This window comes from Pseudomonas sp. ASL9 (assembly GCF_056680335.1).
In genome coordinates this window covers 578,333-599,225 of record NZ_CM155277.1, presented here as the reverse complement: position 1 = coordinate 599,225, position 20,893 = coordinate 578,333, and the positions used below count along the sequence as shown (strand labels likewise).

At 57.4% G+C, this 20,893-nt stretch carries 20 protein-coding genes; 16 read left to right on the top strand and 4 right to left on the bottom strand.

All coding sequences use genetic code 11. The features are described from left to right. Window positions 1–44 precede the first annotated feature (44 nt). Window positions 45–1,157, top strand: a complete 1,113-nt coding sequence (gene asd, locus AC1ME2_RS02730; protein ID WP_480439168.1) for an aspartate-semialdehyde dehydrogenase — start codon at window positions 45–47, stop codon at window positions 1,155–1,157. Window positions 1,158–1,227: 70 nt separating this feature from the next. On the opposite strand, the gene AC1ME2_RS02725 is transcribed toward asd, so the two are convergent. Next, complete coding sequence (locus tag AC1ME2_RS02725) at window positions 1,228–2,346, bottom strand: acyltransferase family protein (RefSeq protein ID WP_480439166.1); 1,119 nt, start codon at window positions 2,344–2,346, stop codon at window positions 1,228–1,230. A gap of 180 nt (window positions 2,347–2,526) precedes the next feature. Here AC1ME2_RS02725 and AC1ME2_RS02720 point away from each other — a divergent pair, with 180 nt between their 5' ends. The 5 genes from AC1ME2_RS02720 (at window position 2,527) to AC1ME2_RS02700 (ending at window position 7,645) form a co-directional block, all read left to right on the top strand. Further along, a complete protein-coding gene (locus AC1ME2_RS02720; protein WP_480439165.1) occupies window positions 2,527–3,519 on the top strand; it encodes a 2-dehydro-3-deoxygalactonokinase in 993 nt (330 codons plus the stop codon). A 1-nt stretch (window position 3,520) separates the two neighbouring features. Further along, window positions 3,521–4,141 (top strand): 2-dehydro-3-deoxy-6-phosphogalactonate aldolase, encoded by a 621-nt coding sequence (locus AC1ME2_RS02715; protein ID WP_480439163.1) that lies wholly within the window; start codon window positions 3,521–3,523, stop codon window positions 4,139–4,141. Window positions 4,142–4,182: 41 nt separating this feature from the next. Beyond that, on the top strand, window positions 4,183–5,331 hold the full coding sequence (gene dgoD, locus AC1ME2_RS02710; protein WP_480439161.1) for a galactonate dehydratase: 1,149 nt from the start codon (window positions 4,183–4,185) through the stop codon (window positions 5,329–5,331). A gap of 128 nt (window positions 5,332–5,459) precedes the next feature. Continuing rightward, window positions 5,460–6,770 (top strand): MFS transporter, encoded by a 1,311-nt coding sequence (locus AC1ME2_RS02705; RefSeq protein WP_480439160.1) that lies wholly within the window; start codon window positions 5,460–5,462, stop codon window positions 6,768–6,770. A gap of 56 nt (window positions 6,771–6,826) precedes the next feature. Next, window positions 6,827–7,645 (top strand): IclR family transcriptional regulator, encoded by an 819-nt coding sequence (locus AC1ME2_RS02700; protein ID WP_480439159.1) that lies wholly within the window; start codon window positions 6,827–6,829, stop codon window positions 7,643–7,645. A 1-nt stretch (window position 7,646) separates the two neighbouring features. On the opposite strand, the gene AC1ME2_RS02695 is transcribed toward AC1ME2_RS02700, so the two are convergent. Further along, complete coding sequence (locus AC1ME2_RS02695) at window positions 7,647–8,699, bottom strand: NAD(P)-dependent alcohol dehydrogenase (protein WP_480439158.1); 1,053 nt, start codon at window positions 8,697–8,699, stop codon at window positions 7,647–7,649. Window positions 8,700–8,881: 182 nt separating this feature from the next. Between AC1ME2_RS02695 and AC1ME2_RS02690 the strand changes: the two genes are divergently transcribed. Further along, window positions 8,882–9,781: an AraC family transcriptional regulator gene (locus AC1ME2_RS02690; protein WP_480439156.1), complete on the top strand. Its 900-nt coding sequence runs from the start codon at window positions 8,882–8,884 to the stop codon at window positions 9,779–9,781. An 84-nt stretch (window positions 9,782–9,865) separates the two neighbouring features. On the opposite strand, the gene AC1ME2_RS02685 is transcribed toward AC1ME2_RS02690, so the two are convergent. Beyond that, window positions 9,866–11,530, bottom strand: a complete 1,665-nt coding sequence (locus tag AC1ME2_RS02685; protein WP_480439155.1) for an electron transfer flavoprotein-ubiquinone oxidoreductase — start codon at window positions 11,528–11,530, stop codon at window positions 9,866–9,868. A 402-nt stretch (window positions 11,531–11,932) separates the two neighbouring features. On the opposite strand from AC1ME2_RS02685, the gene AC1ME2_RS02680 reads away from it, so the two are divergent. The 9 genes from AC1ME2_RS02680 (at window position 11,933) to AC1ME2_RS02640 (ending at window position 19,181) form a co-directional block, all read left to right on the top strand. Then, window positions 11,933–12,682, top strand: a complete 750-nt coding sequence (locus tag AC1ME2_RS02680) for an electron transfer flavoprotein subunit beta/FixA family protein (RefSeq protein WP_480439154.1) — start codon at window positions 11,933–11,935, stop codon at window positions 12,680–12,682. After that, entirely contained in the window at window positions 12,683–13,612 is a 930-nt protein-coding gene (locus AC1ME2_RS02675) for an electron transfer flavoprotein subunit alpha/FixB family protein (RefSeq protein ID WP_480439153.1), read from the top strand. 123 nt (window positions 13,613–13,735) lie between these two features. Further along, window positions 13,736–14,560, top strand: coding sequence for a substrate-binding periplasmic protein (locus AC1ME2_RS02670; protein WP_480439151.1), 825 nt, complete (start codon window positions 13,736–13,738; stop codon window positions 14,558–14,560). Between the two features lie 8 nt (window positions 14,561–14,568). Beyond that, window positions 14,569–14,922, top strand: coding sequence for a DUF4398 domain-containing protein (locus tag AC1ME2_RS02665; protein ID WP_480439150.1), 354 nt, complete (start codon window positions 14,569–14,571; stop codon window positions 14,920–14,922). Continuing rightward, a complete protein-coding gene (locus AC1ME2_RS02660) occupies window positions 14,919–15,746 on the top strand; it encodes an OmpA family protein (RefSeq protein WP_480439148.1) in 828 nt (275 codons plus the stop codon). The genes AC1ME2_RS02665 and AC1ME2_RS02660 overlap by 4 nt, the downstream gene beginning before the upstream one ends. A 219-nt stretch (window positions 15,747–15,965) precedes the next feature. Next, complete coding sequence (locus AC1ME2_RS02655; protein WP_480439147.1) at window positions 15,966–17,405, top strand: aminotransferase-like domain-containing protein; 1,440 nt, start codon at window positions 15,966–15,968, stop codon at window positions 17,403–17,405. A gap of 129 nt (window positions 17,406–17,534) precedes the next feature. Further along, entirely contained in the window at window positions 17,535–18,134 is a 600-nt protein-coding gene (locus tag AC1ME2_RS02650; RefSeq protein WP_480439146.1) for a translation initiation factor 2, read from the top strand. Between the two features lie 99 nt (window positions 18,135–18,233). After that, a complete protein-coding gene (locus AC1ME2_RS02645) occupies window positions 18,234–18,491 on the top strand; it encodes a YkgJ family cysteine cluster protein (protein WP_480439145.1) in 258 nt (85 codons plus the stop codon). 84 nt (window positions 18,492–18,575) lie between these two features. Beyond that, window positions 18,576–19,181 carry an START domain-containing protein gene (locus AC1ME2_RS02640; protein ID WP_480439144.1) on the top strand — a complete coding sequence of 202 codons (606 nt, stop codon included), beginning with the start codon at window positions 18,576–18,578 and terminating at the stop codon, window positions 19,179–19,181. Between the two features lie 113 nt (window positions 19,182–19,294). Here the strand turns inward: AC1ME2_RS02640 and gltA are convergent, their stop codons facing one another. Further along, the gene (gene gltA, locus AC1ME2_RS02635; protein WP_480439143.1) at window positions 19,295–20,584 is read right to left on the bottom strand and encodes a citrate synthase; all 1,290 of its coding nucleotides are present in this window, start codon (window positions 20,582–20,584) and stop codon (window positions 19,295–19,297) included. Between the last annotated feature and the right edge of the window lie 309 nt (window positions 20,585–20,893).

Below are 20,893 nucleotides of genomic sequence, written 5' to 3'. Positions count from 1 at the left end.
CTCTTATCGGAGCGGCCCACTTTTTCGTTAAAGGTGCAGTTGCGATGAAACGTGTAGGTCTGATCGGTTGGCGCGGTATGGTCGGTTCCGTGCTCATGCAGCGGATGCTGGAAGAGCAGGACTTTGACCTGATCGAGCCGGTATTCTTCACCACTTCCAACGTCGGTGGCCAAGGCCCGGCCGTGGGCAAGGATATTGCGCCCCTGAAGGATGCTTACAGCATCGAAGAACTGAAAACCCTCGACGTGATTCTGACCTGTCAGGGTGGCGATTACACCAATGAGGTCTTCCCGAAACTGCGCGAAGCCGGTTGGCAGGGTTACTGGATCGATGCCGCTTCCAGCCTGCGCATGGAGGATGACGCGGTGATCGTGCTGGACCCGGTAAACCGCAGGGTTATCGACCAAAAACTCGATGCAGGGACCAAGAACTTCATTGGCGGCAACTGCACGGTCAGCCTCATGCTGATGGGCCTGGGCGGTTTGTTCGAAGCCGGTCTGGTGGAGTGGATGAACGTCATGACGTATCAGGCGGCCTCCGGTGCCGGCGCGCAGAACATGCGTGAACTGATCAAGCAGATGGGCGCTACTCACGCTGCCGTGGCTGACGAACTGGCCAACCCGGCCAGCGCGATCCTCGACATCGACCGCAAGGTTGCTGAAGCGATGCGCAGCGAAGGCTTCCCGACAGAAAACTTCGGCGTGCCATTGGCCGGTAGCCTGATCCCATGGATCGACAAAGAGCTGCCCAACGGTCAGAGCCGCGAAGAGTGGAAAGGTCAGGCCGAGACCAACAAGATTCTGGGTCGATTCAAAAACCCGATTCCGGTCGATGGTATCTGCGTGCGGATCGGCTCCATGCGTTGCCACAGCCAGGCGCTGACCATCAAGCTGAACAAGGATGTGCCGATCGCCGACATCGAAGGCATGATCAGCCAGCACAACCCTTGGGTGAAACTGGTACCGAACCACCGTGAGGCCAGCATTCAAGAGCTGAGCCCAACGGCGGTGACCGGGACAATGAGCATCCCGGTGGGCCGTTTGCGCAAGTTGAACATGGGCTCGCAATACCTGGGCGCGTTCACTGTTGGCGACCAGTTGCTCTGGGGCGCCGCCGAACCGCTACGTCGTATGTTGCGGATTCTGCTGGAACGTTAATGCGTTAGCCGCTTCAAAAAAAACCGCGTCTCGGTTCGAGACGCGGGTTTTTTATGGCTGCAATAAAGCCTCAGGCATACGCTTTTGTGTGCTCCTTGTTCCATTTCTTGCCCAGCGCAATGCCGGGCCGTTCGATGTAGCGATACGTCAATGCGGAGATCACCAGCACCACGGCGATTTCAACGACGATCAGCAGATTGTCGAGTACCACGCTGCCCGTGCTGATGTAACGCGTGGTGAGCCCCGCGATTTCGCTGGGAAGATCAATCATCAGTGTCCGACCGGTGACCTTGGCCGCTACCATCACACCGATAGACGTTACGAAAATCACCGTCGCATGGGTCATGTAGATCGAAAACCAGCGCGTGCCCAGCCAAGCAAACAGACCTTTGCGTAACTGCGTCGATACCCAGCCGGCTTCGAACGCCAAAATCCCGACCGCCAGGCAGAACAGCACACTCAGCAGGGCGTCCTGTGGGGTGTCGCTACGGGTCATGACCCGATAGATCGCTGTCAGGATCAGCACCTCCAGCACGCTGCCGAGCAGGAGGCCTGGACGCAGGTTTTGCAGATGGCTGTAGACCCGATACGTAACGCCGCCAGCGAAGAAGCAACCCAAACCTCTCAATACGTTATCGGTCAGCGGCGTGCCCTTGAAATAAAGCGCCAGCAACGCGAGCGCGGCGATGGCAACAAAAACCCTGCCCGCGTGCTTGGGCAAGGCCAGCGCAATCAGGCCGAACAGCAGCCAGACGTAATACTCGACGCTGACGATCCAGGACGGGTAGTTGAAAGACAGGGCGTTGAAGCCCGGCCACCAGGCCTGAATCAACAGCAGATTTGGCAGGATCTCACCCGGCGCCCGATCCCCGCCAAAGCTGACGTTATTGGATGAGATCAGCTTCAGGCCTTCGAAACCGATGAACACCAGCAGCATGAACAGGTGCAGCGGGTACACGCGGCAGGTGCGGGCAATCATGAACTGCCGTAGTTGCTGCACGGACCCCAGCGCGTTCGCGTACCGCTGATAGAGCACAAAACCACTCAGTGCGAAGAAGAACTCGACCAGGTAGTTGGCGTTCTTGAACAACGCCAGCTCCGTGATGCTTTGCAGCACGTGGGAGTGGTGCACCACGATGATGAGTGCACACAACCCTCGAAAACTATCGAGCACCTGAAACTGCTTCATTTCGGCCGTCCTTGCAGGTGGGGAGGGGAGCACTGGAAATAATGCCTGTGCGCATGGGTAGTTTGCACGTCACTTTTATTTATCCCTATATGTGGGATTGTAATTTACATATTGAGATAAATTGCGCTTCGGGTTTATAGTCACTGCGTACTTCATACCCCAAAAAAAACAGGTGAAGCGATGCACGCGCTATTGATCGCGCTCGATTGGGGGACAACCTCTCTTCGTGCCTATCGGCTTGGTAAACATGGCCAGGTTCTGGAACAGCGCTCGTTGAGCGCAGGCATCATGCAGTTACCGACCGCGCCCCGGCTGATTGCGGGGGTGATGTGTGCCGATGGATTTGAACTGGCGTTCGATCAGGCGTGTGGCGATTGGCTCGACGCCGAGCCCGGGACGCCCGTCATCGCCTGCGGCATGGTGGGCAGCGCCCAGGGATGGTGTGAGGCGGTGTACCTCGAAACCCCTGCGGATGTGGCGGGTCTCAGCGCAGCCCTGCAAACCGTACGCAGTGTCCGTGGGGTTGATGTGCACATCGTTCCTGGCGTGCTGCAGCGTTCTGTGTTGCCCAACGTGATGCGTGGTGAAGAAACCCAGGTCGTGGGCATTCTCGCCAGCTTACCCGCCGAAAAAAATCACGGCCCATTGTTGATCGGCCTGCCTGGCAGTCACTCGAAATGGGTGCAGGTCGCCGATGGCTGCATTGTGCATTTCGATACCTTCATGACGGGCGAGGTCTATGCCGCCCTGAGTGCACACACCATCCTCGGTCGAACCCTGCAGCACAGCGAGACGTTCGACGCCGAGGCATTTGATCGTGGCGTCGCTGTCGCAGGGTCTGCTGACGGTGCAGCCGGGCTGCTGTCGACGATATTCAGCTGCCGGACCCTTGGCCTGACCGGTGAACTCAGCGCCACCGCGCAGTCCGACTATCTGTCCGGCGTGTTGATCGGTCACGAATTGGTCGCGCTTGTCGCCTTGCAGCGGCGGACGAGCGAACACCTTCCTCCCATCATCCTGATCGGCAATGGCCAGCTGTGCGCGCGATATTCACGTGCCCTGGCGGCCTGCGGCTTCGCTCAGGTGACCGTGGCCGAACAGGCTACCGAACGCGGTTTATGGCAATTGGCAGTACAGGCCAACTTGCTTAAGCCCACTCTTGCAGAGGTCTGACATGCTCAAACAAACACTGGCTAAAAACGGCTTGATCGCGATTCTTCGCGGTCTGCGCCCGGAAGAAGCGGCGTCCATCGGTGAGGTGTTGTATCAGGCGGGTTTTCGCGTCATCGAAGTGCCACTCAACTCACCTGAGCCTTACGACAGCATCCGTATTCTGCGCGCGACGTTGCCCGCCGATTGCCTGATCGGCGCCGGCACGGTGTTGACGCCCGAACAAGTGGGGCTGGTCAAGAAAGCGGGCGGTCAAGTGATCGTCATGCCGCACAGCGATCCCAAGGTGCTGCGCGCAGCCAAAGCGGCGGGCTTGTACCTGTCGCCGGGTGTCGCCACGCCGACCGAGGCCTTCGCCGCACTGGCTGAGGGCGCGGACGTACTCAAGCTGTTTCCCGCCGAGCAAATGGGCCCGGCAGTGGTCAAGGCCTTCCTTGCTGTATTGCCAGCCGGTACCGCACTGATCCCGGTGGGCGGTATTACCCCGGACAACATGCAGGTCTTTATCGACGCTGGCGTGTCCGGTTTCGGACTTGGCTCAGGGCTGTTCAAACCGGGGATGAGCGCCGCTGAAGTTGCCGAGCGAGCCGAAGCCTACGTGTCGGCATGGAATGAATTGAGTTGATCAGGCGCCTTGAGCGTCGCCTCCAATAAGAGAGCGCACACATGAAAATCACCAAACTCACGACGTTTATTGTTCCGCCACGCTGGTTGTTCCTCAAAGTCGAGACCGATCAAGGCGTGACTGGTTGGGGCGAGCCTGTGGTCGAAGGCCGTGCGCACACGGTCGCTGCGGCGGTGGATGAATTGTCCGATTACCTGATTGGCAAGGACCCGCGCAACATTGAGGACATCTGGACCGTGCTCTATCGCGGCGGTTTTTATCGGGGCGGGGCGGTGCACATGAGCGCCTTGGCCGGTATCGATCAGGCGTTGTGGGACATCAAGGGCAAGGCCCTGGGGGTGTCGGTCAGCGATTTGCTCGGCGGTCAGGTGCGCGACAAGATCCGGGTGTATTCCTGGATCGGTGGTGATCGCCCGGCGGACACCGCTCGCGCTGCCAAAGAGGCCGTGGACCGTGGCTTCACGGCCATCAAGATGAACGGCACCGAGGAGCTGCAGTTCCTCGACTCCTTCGAAAAAGTCGACCTTGCACTGGCCAACGTTGCGGCTGTGCGGGATGCCGTCGGTCCTAACGTAGGCATTGGCGTCGACTTCCATGGCCGGGTGCACAAACCCATGGCCAAAGTGCTGATGAAGGAGCTTGATCCGTACAAGTTGATGTTCATCGAAGAGCCGGTGCTCAGCGAGAACTATGAAGCACTCAAGGAACTGGCGCCCCTGACCAGCACCCCGATTGCCTTGGGTGAGCGCTTGTTTTCGCGCTGGGACTTCAAGCGAGTGCTGAGCGAAGGCTACGTCGACATCATTCAGCCCGATGCCTCGCACGCAGGAGGAATCACCGAAACCCGCAAAATCGCCAACATGGCTGAAGCCTACGACGTCGCCCTGGCGCTGCATTGTCCGCTGGGGCCGATTGCCCTGGCCGCCTGCTTGCAGCTGGATGCGGTTTGCTACAACGCATTTATCCAGGAGCAGAGCCTGGGCATCCATTACAACGAAAGTAATGACCTGCTGGATTACATCAAAAACCCGGAAGTGTTCGACTACGACAAGGGCTTCGTGAAGATCCCCAACGGCCCCGGGCTGGGCATCGAAATCAACGAAGAATACGTCAAGGAACGCGCCGCCATCGGCCATCGCTGGCGCAACCCGATCTGGCGCCATGCCGACGGTAGTTTTGCCGAGTGGTGAAGCCGCAGCCCTTTGTAGGAGCGCGCTTGCCCGCGATTCGCGGTGTATCAGATACGGCGCCGTTCGCAGGCAAGCCTGCCCACAGGTTATCCAACGTCCTCACATAAACATAAAAAAGAGGCACCCTCATGCAACCTCAGACCTTCGCAGGAAAGGCGTCGTTAGTGACGCCGACCCGTAAGCGTTTTTTCATCATGGTGCTGTTGTTTATTACGGTAGTGATCAACTACCTGGATCGCGCCAACCTGTCGATTGCCGCACCGGCCTTGACCACTGAGCTGGGGATTGATCCGATTCATGTCGGTTTGATCTTCTCCGCTTTCGGCTGGACCTACGCCGCCATGCAGATCCCCGGTGGTTGGTTGGTGGACCGCGTGCCACCGCGGATTCTCTACGCTGTCGCGCTGTTGCTGTGGTCACTGGCGACCATCATGCTCGGCTTTGCTGCCAGTTTTATCGCGCTGTTTGTTCTGCGCATGGCGGTGGGCGCCCTGGAAGCGCCGGCTTATCCGATCAATAGCCGCGTGGTCACCACCTGGTTCCCGGAGCGTGAACGGGCGACGGCCATTGGTTTTTATACGTCCGGGCAATTTGTCGGGCTGGCGTTTCTGACGCCGGTTCTAGCCTGGCTGCAAGCGCAGTATGGCTGGCACATGGTCTTCGTCAGCACCGGTGTCGTGGGCGTTATCTGGGCGCTGGTGTGGTTTTTGGTTTATCGCGAGCCGCGTGATTTCAACGGTGTCAATCAGGCGGAAATCGAGTTGATTCGCGACGGCGGCGGGCTGGTGGATATCCAGGCCAGTACCGAGAAAAACAAACGCGGTTTCAGCTGGCCAGATCTGGGGATCGTGCTGAGCAAGCGCAAGCTCTGGGGTATTTATTTGGGGCAGTTCTGCCTGAACTCGACGCTGTGGTTCTTCCTGACCTGGTTCCCAACGTACCTGGTGAAATACCGTGGCATGGACTTTATAAAGTCCGGTTTACTGGCCTCACTGCCGTTTCTTGCGGCGTTCGTGGGTGTGCTCTGTTCGGGTTTCTTCTCCGATTGGCTGATCCGTCGCGGGAGCAGCGTGGGGTTTGCCCGCAAGTTGCCCATTATTGGTGGACTGTTGATTTCGACCTCAATCATTGGCGCCAACTACGTCGAGTCGACACCGTTGGTGATCGCCTTTTTGGCATTGGCATTTTTCGGTAACGGGCTGGCGTCCATCACCTGGTCGCTGGTCTCGACCCTGGCGCCTGCGCGCTTGCTGGGATTGACCGGTGGCACCTTCAACTTCATCGGCAATCTGGCGGCGATCACCACGCCCATCGTGATCGGCTTTCTGGCAACAGGCGACTCCTTTGCGCCCGCCATCACCTACGTGGCAGTGCTGGCATTGGTGGGTGCGCTGTCGTACATCCTGTTGGTGGGGAAGGTTGAGCGCATCGAGTTGTAACCGAGGCAAGCTGGCGACGATAATGTCGCCAGCTTTTTGACTGGATAAGGCGTGATATGCAGCACGACTCACTCAACCCTGTGATAAGCAACGCCATCAAGGACGCTGCGCCAACCGGTACCCAGACCCTGCTGCGTGGGCTTGGCGTGGTTCAGGCCGTGGCCAGTGGTGCTCGTGACCTCAAGGAGATTGCGCGGGTTATCGGTACCACGCGCAGCACGACTCATCGACTGGTCAGCTGTCTGGTGGAAGAGCGTTATCTGCGGGTCTTGCCGCAGGTGGGTTACCTGCTCGGGCCCAAGTTGATCGAGTTGGGTTTTCAGGCCCGCGAGGAAGTGCCGCTGGCAATTCTGGCGCGTCCGTATCTCGACGAGTTGTCAGCACTGACCGGCGATACCGTGCACCTGGCGATTCGTGAGGGTGACGACGTGCTGTATCTGCACAAAAACCCTGGCCGCAATGGTCCCGAGATGCGCTCGCGGGTGGGCCATCGCATGCCGCTGGCACGCACCGGGATTGGTAAGGCGTTGATGATTGATTGCACGCAGGACGAGTGGCAGCGTCTGTATCGGATCAGTTTGCCAGTCGACGGAAAATCCATCGTGTGGCCGCAGCATCAGGAGCAGTCCTGGGAGCAGTTCCAGCAACGAATGATGGACTACGTCGCGGGCGGTTATGCGTTTGATCTGGAGGACAACGAACCGTCGATTCGCTGTGTTGCCGCGCCGGTACGTGATGCCAGCAACCGAATCGTTGCCGGCATCAGCATTGCCAGTACCGTGCCTTATATGCCCCTGGATAAAATGGCCGAGCTGATCCCGCTGATCAAACAGACTGCAGCGCGACTCTCGGCCGAGTTAGGGGCCAAAGCCTGAATCAGGCTTTCAAGCTCGCCATGTCGATGACGAAACGGTACTTCACATCGCCCGCGACCACTCGGGTGAAGGCGTCGTTGATGTTGCGGATGTCGAGCATCTCGATGTCGCAGGTGATGCCATGCTCGGCGCAGAAATCCAGTACTTCCTGGGTTTCCGCCATGCCGCCGATCATCGAGCCTGCCAGCACGCGACGTTTCATGACCAGGTTAACTGCATGCAGTGGGGGTTCCACCGGCTCGATCAGCCCGACCAGAATGTGCACGCCGTCGAAACGGAGGGTCTGCAGGTAGGGGTTGAGGTCGTGTTGCACCGGAATGGTGTCCAACAGGAAGTCGAAATGGCCGGCTGCGGCTGCCATCTGTTGGGCATCGGTTGACACAATCACATGGTCGGCGCCCTGACGACGGCCCTCTTCAGCCTTGGCCTCGGAGCGGGTGAACAGGGTCACTTCGGCGCCCATGGCTTTGGCGAATTTGATACCCATGTGACCCAGGCCGCCCATCCCGAGGATGCCGACCTTGTCACCCGGTTTAACGTTGTAGTGCTTGAGTGGCGAGTACGTGGTGATCCCGGCGCACAGAATCGGTGCCGCGCTGGCCGGGTCCAGTTTCTCCGGAATGCGTACGACGAAGCGCTCGCTGACCACGATGCTGTCAGAGTAGCCACCCATGGTGATACTGCCGTCGACGCGGTCTTTCGACGCGTAAGTCTGAGTCGGGCCTTCCAGGCAATACTGCTCCAGATCGGCGTTGCAGGCTTCACACTGGCGGCAGGAATCGACCATGCAACCGACGCCGACGATATCGCCGACCTTGTAGCGGCTGACATTCGCGCCGGTGGCCGTCACCTTGCCAACGATCTCGTGGCCTGGCATCAAAGGGTAGACGGCAAAGCCCCATTCGTTGCGCGCCTGGTGGATGTCGGAGTGGCAGACGCCGCAGTAGAGAATCTCGATAGCCACATCATCGGCCCTAGGGCTGCGGCGTTCGAAGGTCATGGGGGCGAGGGGGGCGGTGGCCGACTGAGCGGCGTAACCGATGGCGTTATACATAGTGAACCTCGCAAAACAATGACTGGGTGATGCGAGCCATTGTCCCCGTGCACGGCATGACCGGCCATGGTCATTCCTCCGGCTATCGTGCCTATTCCTCCGGCATCACCGCTGATTGGCTATTTTGTTGGGCGGATCTGCGATGATGATGCCGTCTATTCCTCTTGCGAAGCTGGATTCCCATGTTGCTGACCCGCTACCTTGATGCCAACGCAACACTGGTCTCGTTGATTCGGCCGCTCGCCACTCGTCCGGGATTTCTGCCGACGCTATTGCCTGAGGTGCAGATTGTTTCGGCCCGAAGCAATGTGGCGCGTTGCCCACAGATCTACGAGCCGAGCCTGATGATCATCGCCCAAGGCAGCAAGTTGGCCTACCTGGGGCAGCGCACTCTGGAATATGGCGCTGGGCGCTATCTGGTTCAGGCGTTGTCGATGCCTTTCGAGTGCGAAACCTTTGCCACACCCGAAGTGCCGTTGCTCGGCGTTGCGATTGGCATTGATCGGATCATGCTGGGGGAGTTGGTGCTGTCCATGGGGTTGATGCCTGGCCGTGACGTTCAGCCCCAGACCCTGGAGTCCATGAGTTCTGCCGCACTCGATGCGCAGATGCGCGACAGTGTTGAGCGCTTGTTGCGTTGCCTGCACGATCCTATGGAATGCCAGATCATGGGCCGCGCACGTTTGCGTGAGGTGTTGTATGCCGCGCTTCGGGGGCCTCAGGCCAGTGTGTTGCGGGCGTTGGTCGAGCAGCAAGGGCCGTTTGCCCGTGTTGCTGCATCGTTGAGTCATTTGCATACACACTATGCTGAGCCGCTCAGCGTCGAGACTCTGGCGCGTTGCGCAAACATGAGTGCCTCGACCTTTCATGAGCACTTCAAGCGCGGCACCCTGTTGTCCCCGGTGCAGTATTTGAAGCGTCTACGGCTGCTCAAGGCGCAGCGGATGTTGATCGCCGAAGGCATCGGTGTGGCTCAGGCCGCCCTGCGCGTCGGGTATCAAAGTACCTCGCAATTCAGTCGGGAATACAAACGCTACTTCGAGCACAGCCCTGGGGACGAAGCGATTGGCACGCATCAGTGATGCTGATGGTTCCGGTGCGGGCAGGTCGTTTTTCAGACGCAACAAAAAGGCCCCCGAAGGAGCCTTGATGTTCGATCGCCAGCCTTACATGTTCGGGTAAGTCGGACCACCACTGCCTTCAGGCGCCACCCAGGTGATGTTCTGGGAAGGGTCTTTGATGTCGCAGGTTTTACAATGCACGCAGTTCTGCGCGTTGATCTGGAAGCGTTTCTCGCCGTCTTCCTTGGTGATCACTTCATACACGCCGGCAGGGCAGTAGCGCTGGGCCGGTTCGTCGTATAGCGGCAAGTTGGTGCCAATCGGGATGCTCGGGTCGGCCAGCTTCAGGTGGCAGGGTTGTTCTTCTTCATGGTTGGTATTGGAGAGAAACACCGAGCTGAGTTTGTCGAAGCTGAGCTTGCCATCGGGTTTTGGGTAATCGATTTTTTTCGAGTCGGCCGCGAGCTTCATGCGCGCATAGTCCGGCTTGGTATCGTGCAGCGTGAACGGGATCTTGCCGCCGAAGAAGTTCTGATCGATGAAGTTGAACGCACCGCCCAGGATCGGACCGAACTTGTGCAGTGCCGGGCCGAAGTTGCGGCTGGCGAACAGCTCGTCATACAGCCAGCTGGCTTTGAAGGCTTCAACGTAGGTGTTCAGCTCGTCTCCGCCTTCCTTGCCAGCGAAGAGGGCGTCAGCCACCGAATCAGCCGCGAGCATGCCGGATTTCATGGCAGTGTGGCTGCCCTTGATCTTGGCGAAGTTCAGGGTGCCGAGGTCGCAGCCGATCAGCGCGCCCCCCGGGAAGACCATTTTCGGCAGCGAGTTCAAGCCGCCCTTGCAGATGGCGCGTGCGCCGTAGCTGATGCGCTTGCCGCCTTCCAGGTATTGTTTGATCACCGGGTGGTGCTTGAGGCGCTGGAATTCATCGAATGGTGACAGAAAGGCATTGGAGTAGGATAGATCGACGATCAGGCCGACCACCACCTGGTTGTTTTCCAGGTGATAAAGGAAGGAGCCGCCAGTGTTCTCGGTGCCCATCACGTCCAGTGGCCAGCCTGCGGTGTGCACCACCAGGCCTTGTTCATGCTTGGCCGGATCGACTTCCCAGATTTCTTTGAGGCCGATACCGTAATGTTGTGCGTCGGCTTCGGTGTCGAGGTTGAAGCGTTTGAGCAATTGTTTGCCAATATGGCCACGGCAGCCTTCGGCGAACAGCGTGTATTTGCCGCGCAGCTCCATGCCGGGGGTGAAGTAACCCTCTTTGGGGTGGCCTTCACGGTCAACGCCCAAGTCGCCGGTAATGATCCCGCGCACCACACCGTTCTCGTCGAACAGTGCTTCCTGAGCGGCGAAGCCCGGGTAGATTTCAACACCGAGGTTTTCAGCCTGCTGAGCGAGCCAGCGGCACAGATTGCCCAGGGAAATAATGTAGTTGCCTTCGTTGTGCATGGTTTTAGGCACAAACACATTGGGCACTTTAGTTGCGCTGTCGGCACTTTTGAGTACGAAGATATCGTCGCGCTTGACCGGCGTGTTCAGCGGCGCGCCGAGTTCTTTCCAGTTCGGAAACAATTCGTTCAGGGCGCGAGGTTCGAACACGGCACCGGATAAAATGTGCGCGCCTACTTCAGAGCCTTTTTCCACCACGCAGACGCTGATTTCTTTTCCGGCTTCGGCGGCTTTCTGTTTCAGTCGGCAAGCAGCGGAAAGACCCGCGGGGCCTGCGCCGACGATGACGACGTCGAATTCCATGTATTCGCGTTCCACAGGCTATCTCCTACTCAGGGCTCAACAGTTTTTTTTATATGAAGCAACTAGCGCGGGTCGCGAGTAACATTAACCGACCTGCACGCCGCAAAGGGTCGCAGTATATCTGGACCATCGCTCAGGTCCAATACAAACGTTTGTTTGAATTTGCTGCAGGCCAGATAAATCAAAGATGCGCTGCTCATGTTTGACTATTTTGGCGTATTGACCAGAAAAGACGTTCCGGTCAAGATACGGGCGGTTTTGCGCTCGCCGTAGGCTGACCGCTGGTTTCAAGGGCACCTCTAAAAAGCGTTGTGAACGCGGTGCAGTTGTTTTTAGAGGTGTCCTTTTTACCGACGCGTATCAATCGCCAGGCCCGCCCGGGCGATTTTCTTTTCACCGGAGAGTAACGAGGAATCCATGAAGGTTCTTGTAGCTGTCAAACGAGTGGTCGACTACAACGTCAAGGTTCGCGTCAAAGCGGACAACTCCGGCGTCGATCTCGCTAACGTCAAAATGTCGATGAACCCCTTCTGCGAAATCGCCGTGGAAGAAGCCGTCCGCCTGAAAGAAAAAGGCGTTGCGACCGAGATCGTCGTCGTTTCCATTGGCCCGACCACCGCTCAGGAACAACTGCGTACCGCGTTGGCTCTGGGTGCAGATCGCGCCATTCTTGTTGAATGTGCCGACGAGCTGAACTCCCTGGCCGTGGCCAAGTTGCTCAAGGCTGTGGTCGACAAAGAACAACCGCAGTTGGTGATCCTGGGTAAACAGGCCATCGACAGCGACAATAACCAGACCGGCCAGATGCTGGCTGCACTGAGCGGCTACGCCCAGGGCACCTTCGCCTCTAAAGTCGAAGTGTCTGGCGACAAAGTCAGCGTCACGCGTGAAGTCGATGCGGGCCTGCAGACTGTGTCCCTGAGCCTGCCGGCGATCGTGACCACAGACCTGCGTCTGAACGAGCCACGCTACGCCTCCTTGCCAAACATCATGAAAGCCAAGAAGAAGCCTCTTGAAGTGCTGACGCCTGAAGCTTTGGGCGTTTCCACCGCCTCCACGACCAAAACCCTGAAAGTTGAAGCGCCGGCTACCCGCAGCGCCGGCATCAAGGTCAAGTCGGTGGCTGAACTGGTCGAGAAACTGAAAAACGAAGCGAAGGTAATCTAAATGACTATCTTGGTTATTGCTGAACATGAAAATGGTGTCGTTGCCCCGGCAACCCTGAACACCGTGGCTGCCGCTGTAAAAATCGGTGGTGATATTCACGTACTGGTGGTCGGTGCCAACGTTGGCGCAGTCGCCGAAGCAGCAGCGAAAATCGCTGGTGTCTCGAAAGTGCTGGTTGCCGACAACGCTGCCTACGCACATCAGTTGCCAGAAAACGTTGCGCCGCTGATCGTGGAGCTGGGCAAGTCCTATAGCCACATCCTGGCTGCAGCCACTTCCAACGGTAAAAACATTCTGCCCCGCGTTGCCGCGCTGCTGGATGTCGATCAGATCTCCGAGATCATCGCCGTTGAAAGTGCTGACACCTTCAAGCGTCCGATCTATGCCGGTAACGCCATTGCGACGGTCCAGTCTTCGGCTGCCGTCAAAGTGATCACCGTGCGTGCTACCGGTTTTGATCCGGTTGCTGCTGAAGGCGGTTCCGCTGCAGTTGAAGCGGTTACTGCTGCTCACGATGCTGGCAAGTCCACCTTCGTTAGCGAAGAACTGGCCAAGTCCGATCGTCCAGAGCTGACCGCTGCCAAAATCGTCGTTTCCGGCGGTCGTGGCATGCAGAACGGCGAGAACTTCAAACACCTGTACGCCCTGGCCGACAAGCTGGGCGCCGCTGTGGGTGCTTCGCGCGCCGCAGTTGACGCAGGCTTCGTACCCAACGATATGCAGGTCGGTCAGACCGGCAAAATCGTTGCGCCACAGCTGTACATTGCCGTCGGTATTTCCGGCGCGATCCAGCATTTGGCCGGTATGAAAGACTCCAAGGTGATCGTTGCGATCAACAAGGACGAAGATGCGCCGATCTTCCAGGTGGCTGATTACGGCCTGGTGGCTGATTTGTTCGAAGCCATACCTGAGTTTGAGAAGCTGGTTTAATCCAGGCTCTTCACTTATAAAGAGAACCCGTTCATTTCGGGCTGTGTGAAGTTGCGGCATGCCGCAGATTCCCAAGGCCTTCGATGAGCGGGTTTTTTATTGGATTCGATTAAGGATTGCCCCATGAGCAAGCCTCGGCTGCTATTGCCATCGCTTCTTTTTGGCGTGTTCATCCTGCCATCGCTGAGTGTCGCGGCGGGCAAATGCGAGCGCCTGATCGCGACGGGCAGCCCAGACGCACCGCCCTATCTATGGCGTGATCCTCAGGACCCGAAACACCTGATGGGCGCGAATGCCGATCTGCTCAAACAGGCTGCCCAGGCGCTGGGTCTGAAAGTGGAATTACTGTACGCGGGCAAGCGCAGTCAGGCGCTGGAGGAAGTGCGCAGCGGACGTATGGACCTATTGGTCGACGCGCCGTTGAAGTCGTCGGAACTCGAATCGCTGGATTACATTCATCCGTCGATCACCCAGAACGAAATCATGGTCTGGACCCGGCATGATCATGCGCAGCCATTCAATGCCCTCGCCGATTTGTACGATCATCCCGGTGCGGTATCGGAAAAGATTCGCCTCACGCAACCCTTCGAGGCGGCAGCCAAGGAGCATCTGCATCTGGAGCGCGTAGAGAATCTGACCCAGGCGTTTCAAAAACTGATGTTGGGGCAGGTTGAATACGTACTGGCGGGCCGCTACGCCGGGCTAGCGATGGCTCAGGCATTGGGGATGTCGGCGGACCTGATTGCACAGCCTTTGCCACTGGATAAACCGGGCCTGTATTTGGCGTTGTCGTTCAATTCGGCCTGTAATGATCCATGGTTGCGCGGACAGCTGGCTAAAAAGATGACAGAATCGGCCGCCTCTGGCCTGTCAGATGAAGTGCTGAAGCGCAATCTGGAACTCTGGAAAGCGCAGCTGCCGCTGCCGTCCAGCGCCCCAAACAAGTAGGGATTTTCGTGAGTATTCGACCTTTATTCGCCGTCACAGCCTTTGCTGCCCTGGTAGGCTGTGCCAACGATCCGGCACCGATCGAACAGTTGCGACTGACTGAGCAAGCCGTGGAGCAAGCCACGGCGGTGGGTGCCACCGAAGAAGTGCCTGAGCTGACCCTGGCTCAATCGAAACTGACTCAGGCCCGCGCCGACATGGCGGACCAGTCATTCAAAGAGGCGCGCATGCAGGCCGAGCAGTCGGAGCTCGATGCGCGGCTCGCCGAAGCGCGCGTCCTGACCCAGAGGAGTCAGGAGCAATTGACCCAACTGGACACCCGACTCAATCGTCTGCGCAAGCAAGTGGGAGAGGCTGAATGAGCCGCGCGGTAAATCGCATTCCTCGTCTGATGGGTGTGTTCATTCTGCTGGGTTCGGCTGGCCTGTCTGGTTGTGCGGGGCACCAGGACAGCGAGCGGGCATTGCAGCAAGCCAGTGCCGACTTCCAGAAAGTCAAAGAAGATACCAACGTTCTGCGTGGCGCCCCCAAGGACGTTATTCGCGCGGGCGAATCGTTGGGGCGTGCCGAGCGTTTGTCTGGGTATTGGGGCAGTGGCGAAGATGTCATTCATTACGCTTACCTCAGCCGCCGCTACAGCGAAATTGCTCGCGAGCATACGAACCTGATGCTCAACCAGGAACAGTTGGTGAGGTCGGGGCTCGACCGTCAGCGCCTGCAATTGGCGCTTCGTGAAGCCAAATTGGCCAGTGTGCAGCAACAGGGCAAATGGCTGGAAAAGCAGATGGTTGCCTTGGCCACTACCCAGACAGATCGCGGTCTGGTCATGACCTTGGGCGATGTTCTATTTGATACAGGGAACGCCGAACTGAAAAGTTCGGCCAACCGCACAGTGCTCAGGCTGATGCAGTTTCTCCAGCTCAACCCCAAGCGTATCGTGCGGATCGAGGGCTATACCGACAGCACGGGCGGCAAGCAGGAAAACCTTCAGCTTTCCAAAGACCGGGCGCAGTCGGTGGCTGATGTGCTGACGGATCTGGGTATCGATGAACAGCGTCTTCACGTTGAAGGTTATGGTGATGAGTTCCCGGTCGACGTAAACGCGTCGGAGCGGGGTAGGGCGCAGAATCGTCGGGTTGAGATCGTTTTCTCAGACGAAAAAGGCCGTTTGGGCGCAGCGCGCTAGGCGCTTTTCGTTTAAAAGCCCGGTAACTGCAAGGTGCCGGGTTTTTTTACGGGTATAAAATACTGAAGCGCGGCTGCTTTGCCATTGAATTTTCTAATCAATGCACCATAGGGCTATCATTTTTAGAAACTGTCCCAGTACACTTCGTAACTGTTATGGTAGGTGTCCGTGTTAAAAACCCTATAAAAATAAGTTGTCAGCAGCATCAAGGGTGGCGTCATGACCAATCTTTTACTTTATCAACGTATTGCTCAGCAATTGGCCGAGGATATTCGCCGTGGCGTCTATCAGCCTGGTGAGCGCGTGCCCTCTGTGCGCAAGATGAGTTCGCAGCTCAACGTCAGCCATGCGACGGTGCTGCAGGCTTATGCAAACCTTGAGGATCAAGGTTTGATCCGAGCGCGTCCACAGTCGGGCTATTACGTGCACCAGACACCGGCGCTGACTGCGCCCACCCCGGATATTGCTCGGGTAGAGCGCCCTGGTCTGGTCACCCGAAGCAGCATTATCCAGCAGGTTTTAGTCGAATCGCGCCGCGAAGGTGTGTTTCCGTTAGGGGCGGCTGTGCCTCACGTTGACTATCTGCCGGTGCGGGCATTGCATCAGCAAATCTCAAAGGTCACCCGTTTTCAGAGCCCCCGTGCCTTTAGCTATATGTTCAGTCCCGGTTTCGAACCCTTGCGCCGGCAAGTTGCGATTCGTATGCGTGATGCGGGTGTAGTGGTCGACCCCTCCGAGGTGGTGATTACTCACGGCTGCGTCGACGCATTGCAGATGTCCTTGCGGGTGCTTACCCGGCCCGGCGATCTGATTGCGACCGAGTCGCCCACCTATTATGGTTTGCTGCAAATGGCAGACCTTTTGGGGCTCAAGGTTATCGAGATTCCGAGTGATCCGGCTACTGGCATCAGCCTGGAAGCATTACAGTTGGCGGCCAACCAATGGTCGATCAAGGCGTTGGTGATGACGTCGCGCCTGAGTAACCCGTTGGGTGGGACCGTTCCTGAGGAGCGGCAGAAGCAGCTGTTACGACTTGCTTCGGATTTCGATATTCAAATCGTTGAAGACGACATCTATGGCGAACTGATGTTTGAGCTTGGGCGAACCAAGGCTTTGAAAGCCTTTGATCGGCTGGGGCGAGTGATTTATTGCTCGAGTTTTTCCAAGACCCTGTCGCCCGGTGTGCGTATCGGCTGGACGATTGCGGGGAAATATCAAGCAGAAATCCAGCGATTGCAGACGTTCAGTACCCATTCGGCCTGCAGTGTCACGCAAATGGGTGTTGCCGCTTATCTGGAGAACGGCGGTTATGATCGCCATTTAAGGTTTATTCGCTTGGAGTACCGTAAAAATCTGAGCGCGTTTCAGTTGGCCGTGCAGCAATATTTCCCGGAAGGCACGCAAATGAGCCGCCCAACGGGAGGATTCATTCTGTGGGTGAGCTTGCCAGGACGGGTTAATACTCAGGAATTACATGTTCGAGCCTTGGAGCAGGGGATCAGCATCGCGCCGGGGCTTATTTTCAGCAATACAGAACAGTTCAATCACTGCATTCGACTCAACTGTGGCATCCCATGGAATCGGGAGGCGGAGCGCGCGTTGATGACCTTGGGCATGCTTGCCAAACAACTGTGCCAGGAGACAGCGTACGCTTATTAAGGTGTCACCCGCTGAGGCGAATCCTGTGCCCAGCGCTATTATTATGCTCGTCGGTGTGAATCTGCCGGCTTGTCATGAGTCTTCCAACGGGCCAGCATATGGCCCTCTGCCTTGCTGCTATGTATGCCTATGACTTCTCTTCGTTGTATCGGTTTGCTGTTAATTGTACTGGTGAGTGCTTGTGACCCCCAGAAAACCCCTGCACCTGCGCCAAAGGTTACGGCTGAAGTGCAGGTAGCCGCGCCGCCTGCGTCAGTGGTGCCGCCGGTGCATGACTTGCCGCCGAACGTGCCGGTGGTTCCAGTGACGGCTGCTCAGGGTCAGCCTGCTGCGGCGAAAAAGCCGGATGCTCACGCTGCCAAGGCCCCTGTGCCAAAGGCCGCATCCAACAAAACCAAGTCAGAGCAGGCGCCGGTCAAGCCGCGTGCGCCTATAGCTAGCAACGCTCAATCAGCCGCCGAGACTGTGCAGCAGGCCCGTCTCCCCCAGCCAAATCTGGACCTGAGTCTGCCGGTGGATATGGTCAAGGAGATGGTGTCCGTTGGTCGGGTAGGGTCCACTGTCAACACGCCCCTGCTGCCCCCTTTGTTCAGTGACAAAAAGATCGCGCCGGAAAGTGCCTTCCAGCTCAATGGCCGTTTGCTGAATAACGCAATGAGTCTGCAACTGCGAGATGAGAATCGCCGGCAAGTGGAAGGTGCGGCCCTCGATTTCGAGTTCAAGCACTAACGCCGGCCCACAGTCCGCTCTCAGGTCATTTCAAACGGCCGTTTTAGGGGGTACTATCTCCTGGTACTTTACCGATCGTCTGTCGTGAGGATATTCGCCATGGAATGCCGTCCAGATTGCGGGGCTTGCTGCATCGCCCCCTCCATCAGTTCGCCAATTCCCGGCATGCCAAATGGCAAGGCCGCAGGAGAACGTTGCCTGCATCTTTCTGTCGAATCGCTGTGTGGTCTGTTCGGCAGGCTAGAGCGGCCAGCGGTATGCAGCGCATTTTTGGCTGATGAGGAAGTCTGTGGGTCAAGCCAGGCCGAGGCAATTCGCCTGATTGACTGGTGGGAGCAAGCGACTGCAGTAGTTTGATGGGCTGCGTGACGTTGGTTGCCTGGGCTGGACCGATTTACCGAAAGCCGATTTACCAGAACTTTGACAATAAGGAATAAAACAATGAGTTCGCTGCATCGGATAGCTGTTGTGTGTGGTTTGACTGTATTGATGGCTGCTGCCGCTCAGGCTGAAGACTGGCAGGTTGCGAAGGATGCGGATGGCATCAAGATTTCTTTGAGCGAAGTGGCTGGTTCTCAGTACAAGGCGTATCGCGGTGTCACCACGATCAAGGCGAGCGTGGCCAAGTTGCGCAGCTTGCAGGAGGACGTCGTGGGTGCCTGCGCCTGGATTCATGAATGCAAGTCGCAGAAGTTGCTCAAGCATGACGGTGCTCAGAGCTGGACTTACACCCAGTTCAATACGCCTTGGCCTGTGACTCCGCGCGATTCGGTATTGTTGGTGACTTCTGAGCAGGGCGCTGATGGCACTCTGACTCGTACGCTGAAGGGTGAGCCAACGTATGTTCCTGAGGAAAAAGGCTTTGTGAGGGTCGCGCAAGTGGAGGGTTTCTGGAAGCTCGTTCCCAAAGGTGCCGATCAAACTGAAGTGACGTATCAGGTTCACACCGAGCCGGGTGGTAGCGTGCCGTCATGGCTGGCCAACAAGTTCGTAGTAGACGCCCCTTTCAATACGTTGAAAGCGTTGAAAGAACGGGCAGAGAAGTAATCGATCCTGATCGTCGGGAGCTGATGACAGCTTTCCCGGCGGTACAAAAAAGGGCTGCCACTGGCAGCCCTTTTTTTATTCTCGACGGTTAAGGTCGAGAACTGATTGCGATCTTACTTGCGATCTTCCAGTGGCACGATGTCGCGAGACACGTAGCCGGTGTACAACTGGCGAGGACGGCCAATCTTGTACGGGCTGGAGAGCATTTCTTTCCAGTGCGAGATCCAGCCGACAGTCCGCGCCAAAGCGAAGATTACGGTGAACATGCTGGTGGGAATGCCGATAGCTTTCAGGATGATGCCCGAGTAGAAGTCTACGTTCGGGTACAGCGAGCGTTCGATGAAGTACGGATCGGTCAGCGCAATCTCTTCGAGACGCATGGCCAGTTCCAGCTGTGGATCGTTGGTGATACCCAACTCTCTGAGTACTTCGTCGCAGGTCTGCTTCATCACGGTGGCGCGCGGATCGCGGTTTTTGTAAACGCGGTGACCGAAGCCCATCAACTTGAACGGATCGTTCTTGTCCTTGGCCTTGGCAATGAATTTTTCGATGTTCGAGACATCTCCAATTTCATCGAGCATAGCCAATACAGCCTCGTTGGCGCCGCCATGTGCCGGGCCCCAGAGGGCGGCAATGCCAGCCGCGATACAGGCGAACGGGTTGGCGCCAGAGGAGCCGGCCATACGCACAGTAGAGGTTGACGCGTTCTGCTCATGATCGGCGTGCAGGATAAAGATCTTATCCATGGCCTTGGCCAACACCGGGCTGATCGGTTTGATCTCGCAGGGGGTGTTGAACATCATGTGCAGGAAGTTTTCGGCGTAGTTCAGGTCGTTACGCGGGTACATCATGGGTTGGCCCATGGAGTACTTGTAGACCATCGCTGCCAGGGTCGGCATCTTGGCAACCAGACGGATCGCGGAAATTTCACGATGCTGCGGGTTATTGATGTCCAGGGAATCGTGATAGAACGCCGAGAGGGCGCCAATCACGCCGCACATGACGGCCATCGGGTGAGCGTCGCGACGGAAGCCGTTGAAGAACGTCTTCAACTGTTCGTGCACCATCGTGTGGTTTTTCACGGTGATGACGAACTCGGCTTTCTGTTCGCTCGTCGGCAGTTCGCCGTTGAGCAACAGGTAGCAGGTTTCCAGGTAATCCGATTGTGCAGCAAGCTGTTCGATCGGATAGCCGCGGTGCAACAGGATGCCGTTGTCACCGTCGATATAGGTAATCTTCGACTCGCAAGAGGCGGTCGACATGAAACCAGGGTCGAATGTGAAGTGGCCGGTGGCGGTGAGACCGCGAACGTCGATTACATCGGGACCCACGGTGCCGGTCAGAATTGGCAGCTCGACGGGGGCTGCGCCCTCGATGATCAACTGCGCTTTTTTGTCAGCCATGTGGCCTCCTATTTATGCTTCAAATCATCAGACAGACCCCCCACGCAGGGCCCGCACCACTATAGTGAGATAAATCCTAAAGTCAATTTGCCTAAAGTCATGCTTTAGAGGCCTTCTGGCGCGCTATTTCCTCGCAGATCACAGCCGTTTACGCCTTTTATAACGCGGGCGCAATTGCCTATTAGCGTGAGGTCTGCGCGTTGTCATTAGTAGCCTAACTGTCTATACTCTGCGTCCGACCGCCGGGGGCTTTAGGGCCTGTTTCATAGGGGTCGTCACTCCCTGGGTGGTGGGTACCTGACCAGTGCA

Excerpts from the sequence above, each read along its gene's own strand:
- asd (WP_480439168.1), top strand. The coding sequence starts at position 45 with ATGAAACGTGTAGGTCTGATCGGTTGGCGCGGTATGGTCGGTTCCGTG.
- AC1ME2_RS02725 (WP_480439166.1), bottom strand. The coding sequence starts at position 2,346 with ATGAAGCAGTTTCAGGTGCTCGATAGTTTTCGAGGGTTGTGTGCACTC.
- AC1ME2_RS02720 (WP_480439165.1), top strand. The coding sequence starts at position 2,527 with ATGCACGCGCTATTGATCGCGCTCGATTGGGGGACAACCTCTCTTCGT.
- AC1ME2_RS02715 (WP_480439163.1), top strand. The coding sequence starts at position 3,521 with ATGCTCAAACAAACACTGGCTAAAAACGGCTTGATCGCGATTCTTCGC.
- dgoD (WP_480439161.1), top strand. The coding sequence starts at position 4,183 with ATGAAAATCACCAAACTCACGACGTTTATTGTTCCGCCACGCTGGTTG.
- AC1ME2_RS02705 (WP_480439160.1), top strand. The coding sequence starts at position 5,460 with ATGCAACCTCAGACCTTCGCAGGAAAGGCGTCGTTAGTGACGCCGACC.
- AC1ME2_RS02700 (WP_480439159.1), top strand. The coding sequence starts at position 6,827 with ATGCAGCACGACTCACTCAACCCTGTGATAAGCAACGCCATCAAGGAC.
- AC1ME2_RS02695 (WP_480439158.1), bottom strand. The coding sequence starts at position 8,699 with ATGTATAACGCCATCGGTTACGCCGCTCAGTCGGCCACCGCCCCCCTC.
- AC1ME2_RS02690 (WP_480439156.1), top strand. The coding sequence starts at position 8,882 with ATGTTGCTGACCCGCTACCTTGATGCCAACGCAACACTGGTCTCGTTG.
- AC1ME2_RS02680 (WP_480439154.1), top strand. The coding sequence starts at position 11,933 with ATGAAGGTTCTTGTAGCTGTCAAACGAGTGGTCGACTACAACGTCAAG.
- AC1ME2_RS02675 (WP_480439153.1), top strand. The coding sequence starts at position 12,683 with ATGACTATCTTGGTTATTGCTGAACATGAAAATGGTGTCGTTGCCCCG.
- AC1ME2_RS02670 (WP_480439151.1), top strand. The coding sequence starts at position 13,736 with ATGAGCAAGCCTCGGCTGCTATTGCCATCGCTTCTTTTTGGCGTGTTC.
- AC1ME2_RS02660 (WP_480439148.1), top strand. The coding sequence starts at position 14,919 with ATGAGCCGCGCGGTAAATCGCATTCCTCGTCTGATGGGTGTGTTCATT.
- AC1ME2_RS02655 (WP_480439147.1), top strand. The coding sequence starts at position 15,966 with ATGACCAATCTTTTACTTTATCAACGTATTGCTCAGCAATTGGCCGAG.
- AC1ME2_RS02650 (WP_480439146.1), top strand. The coding sequence starts at position 17,535 with ATGACTTCTCTTCGTTGTATCGGTTTGCTGTTAATTGTACTGGTGAGT.
- AC1ME2_RS02645 (WP_480439145.1), top strand. The coding sequence starts at position 18,234 with ATGGAATGCCGTCCAGATTGCGGGGCTTGCTGCATCGCCCCCTCCATC.
- AC1ME2_RS02640 (WP_480439144.1), top strand. The coding sequence starts at position 18,576 with ATGAGTTCGCTGCATCGGATAGCTGTTGTGTGTGGTTTGACTGTATTG.
- gltA (WP_480439143.1), bottom strand. The coding sequence starts at position 20,584 with ATGGCTGACAAAAAAGCGCAGTTGATCATCGAGGGCGCAGCCCCCGTC.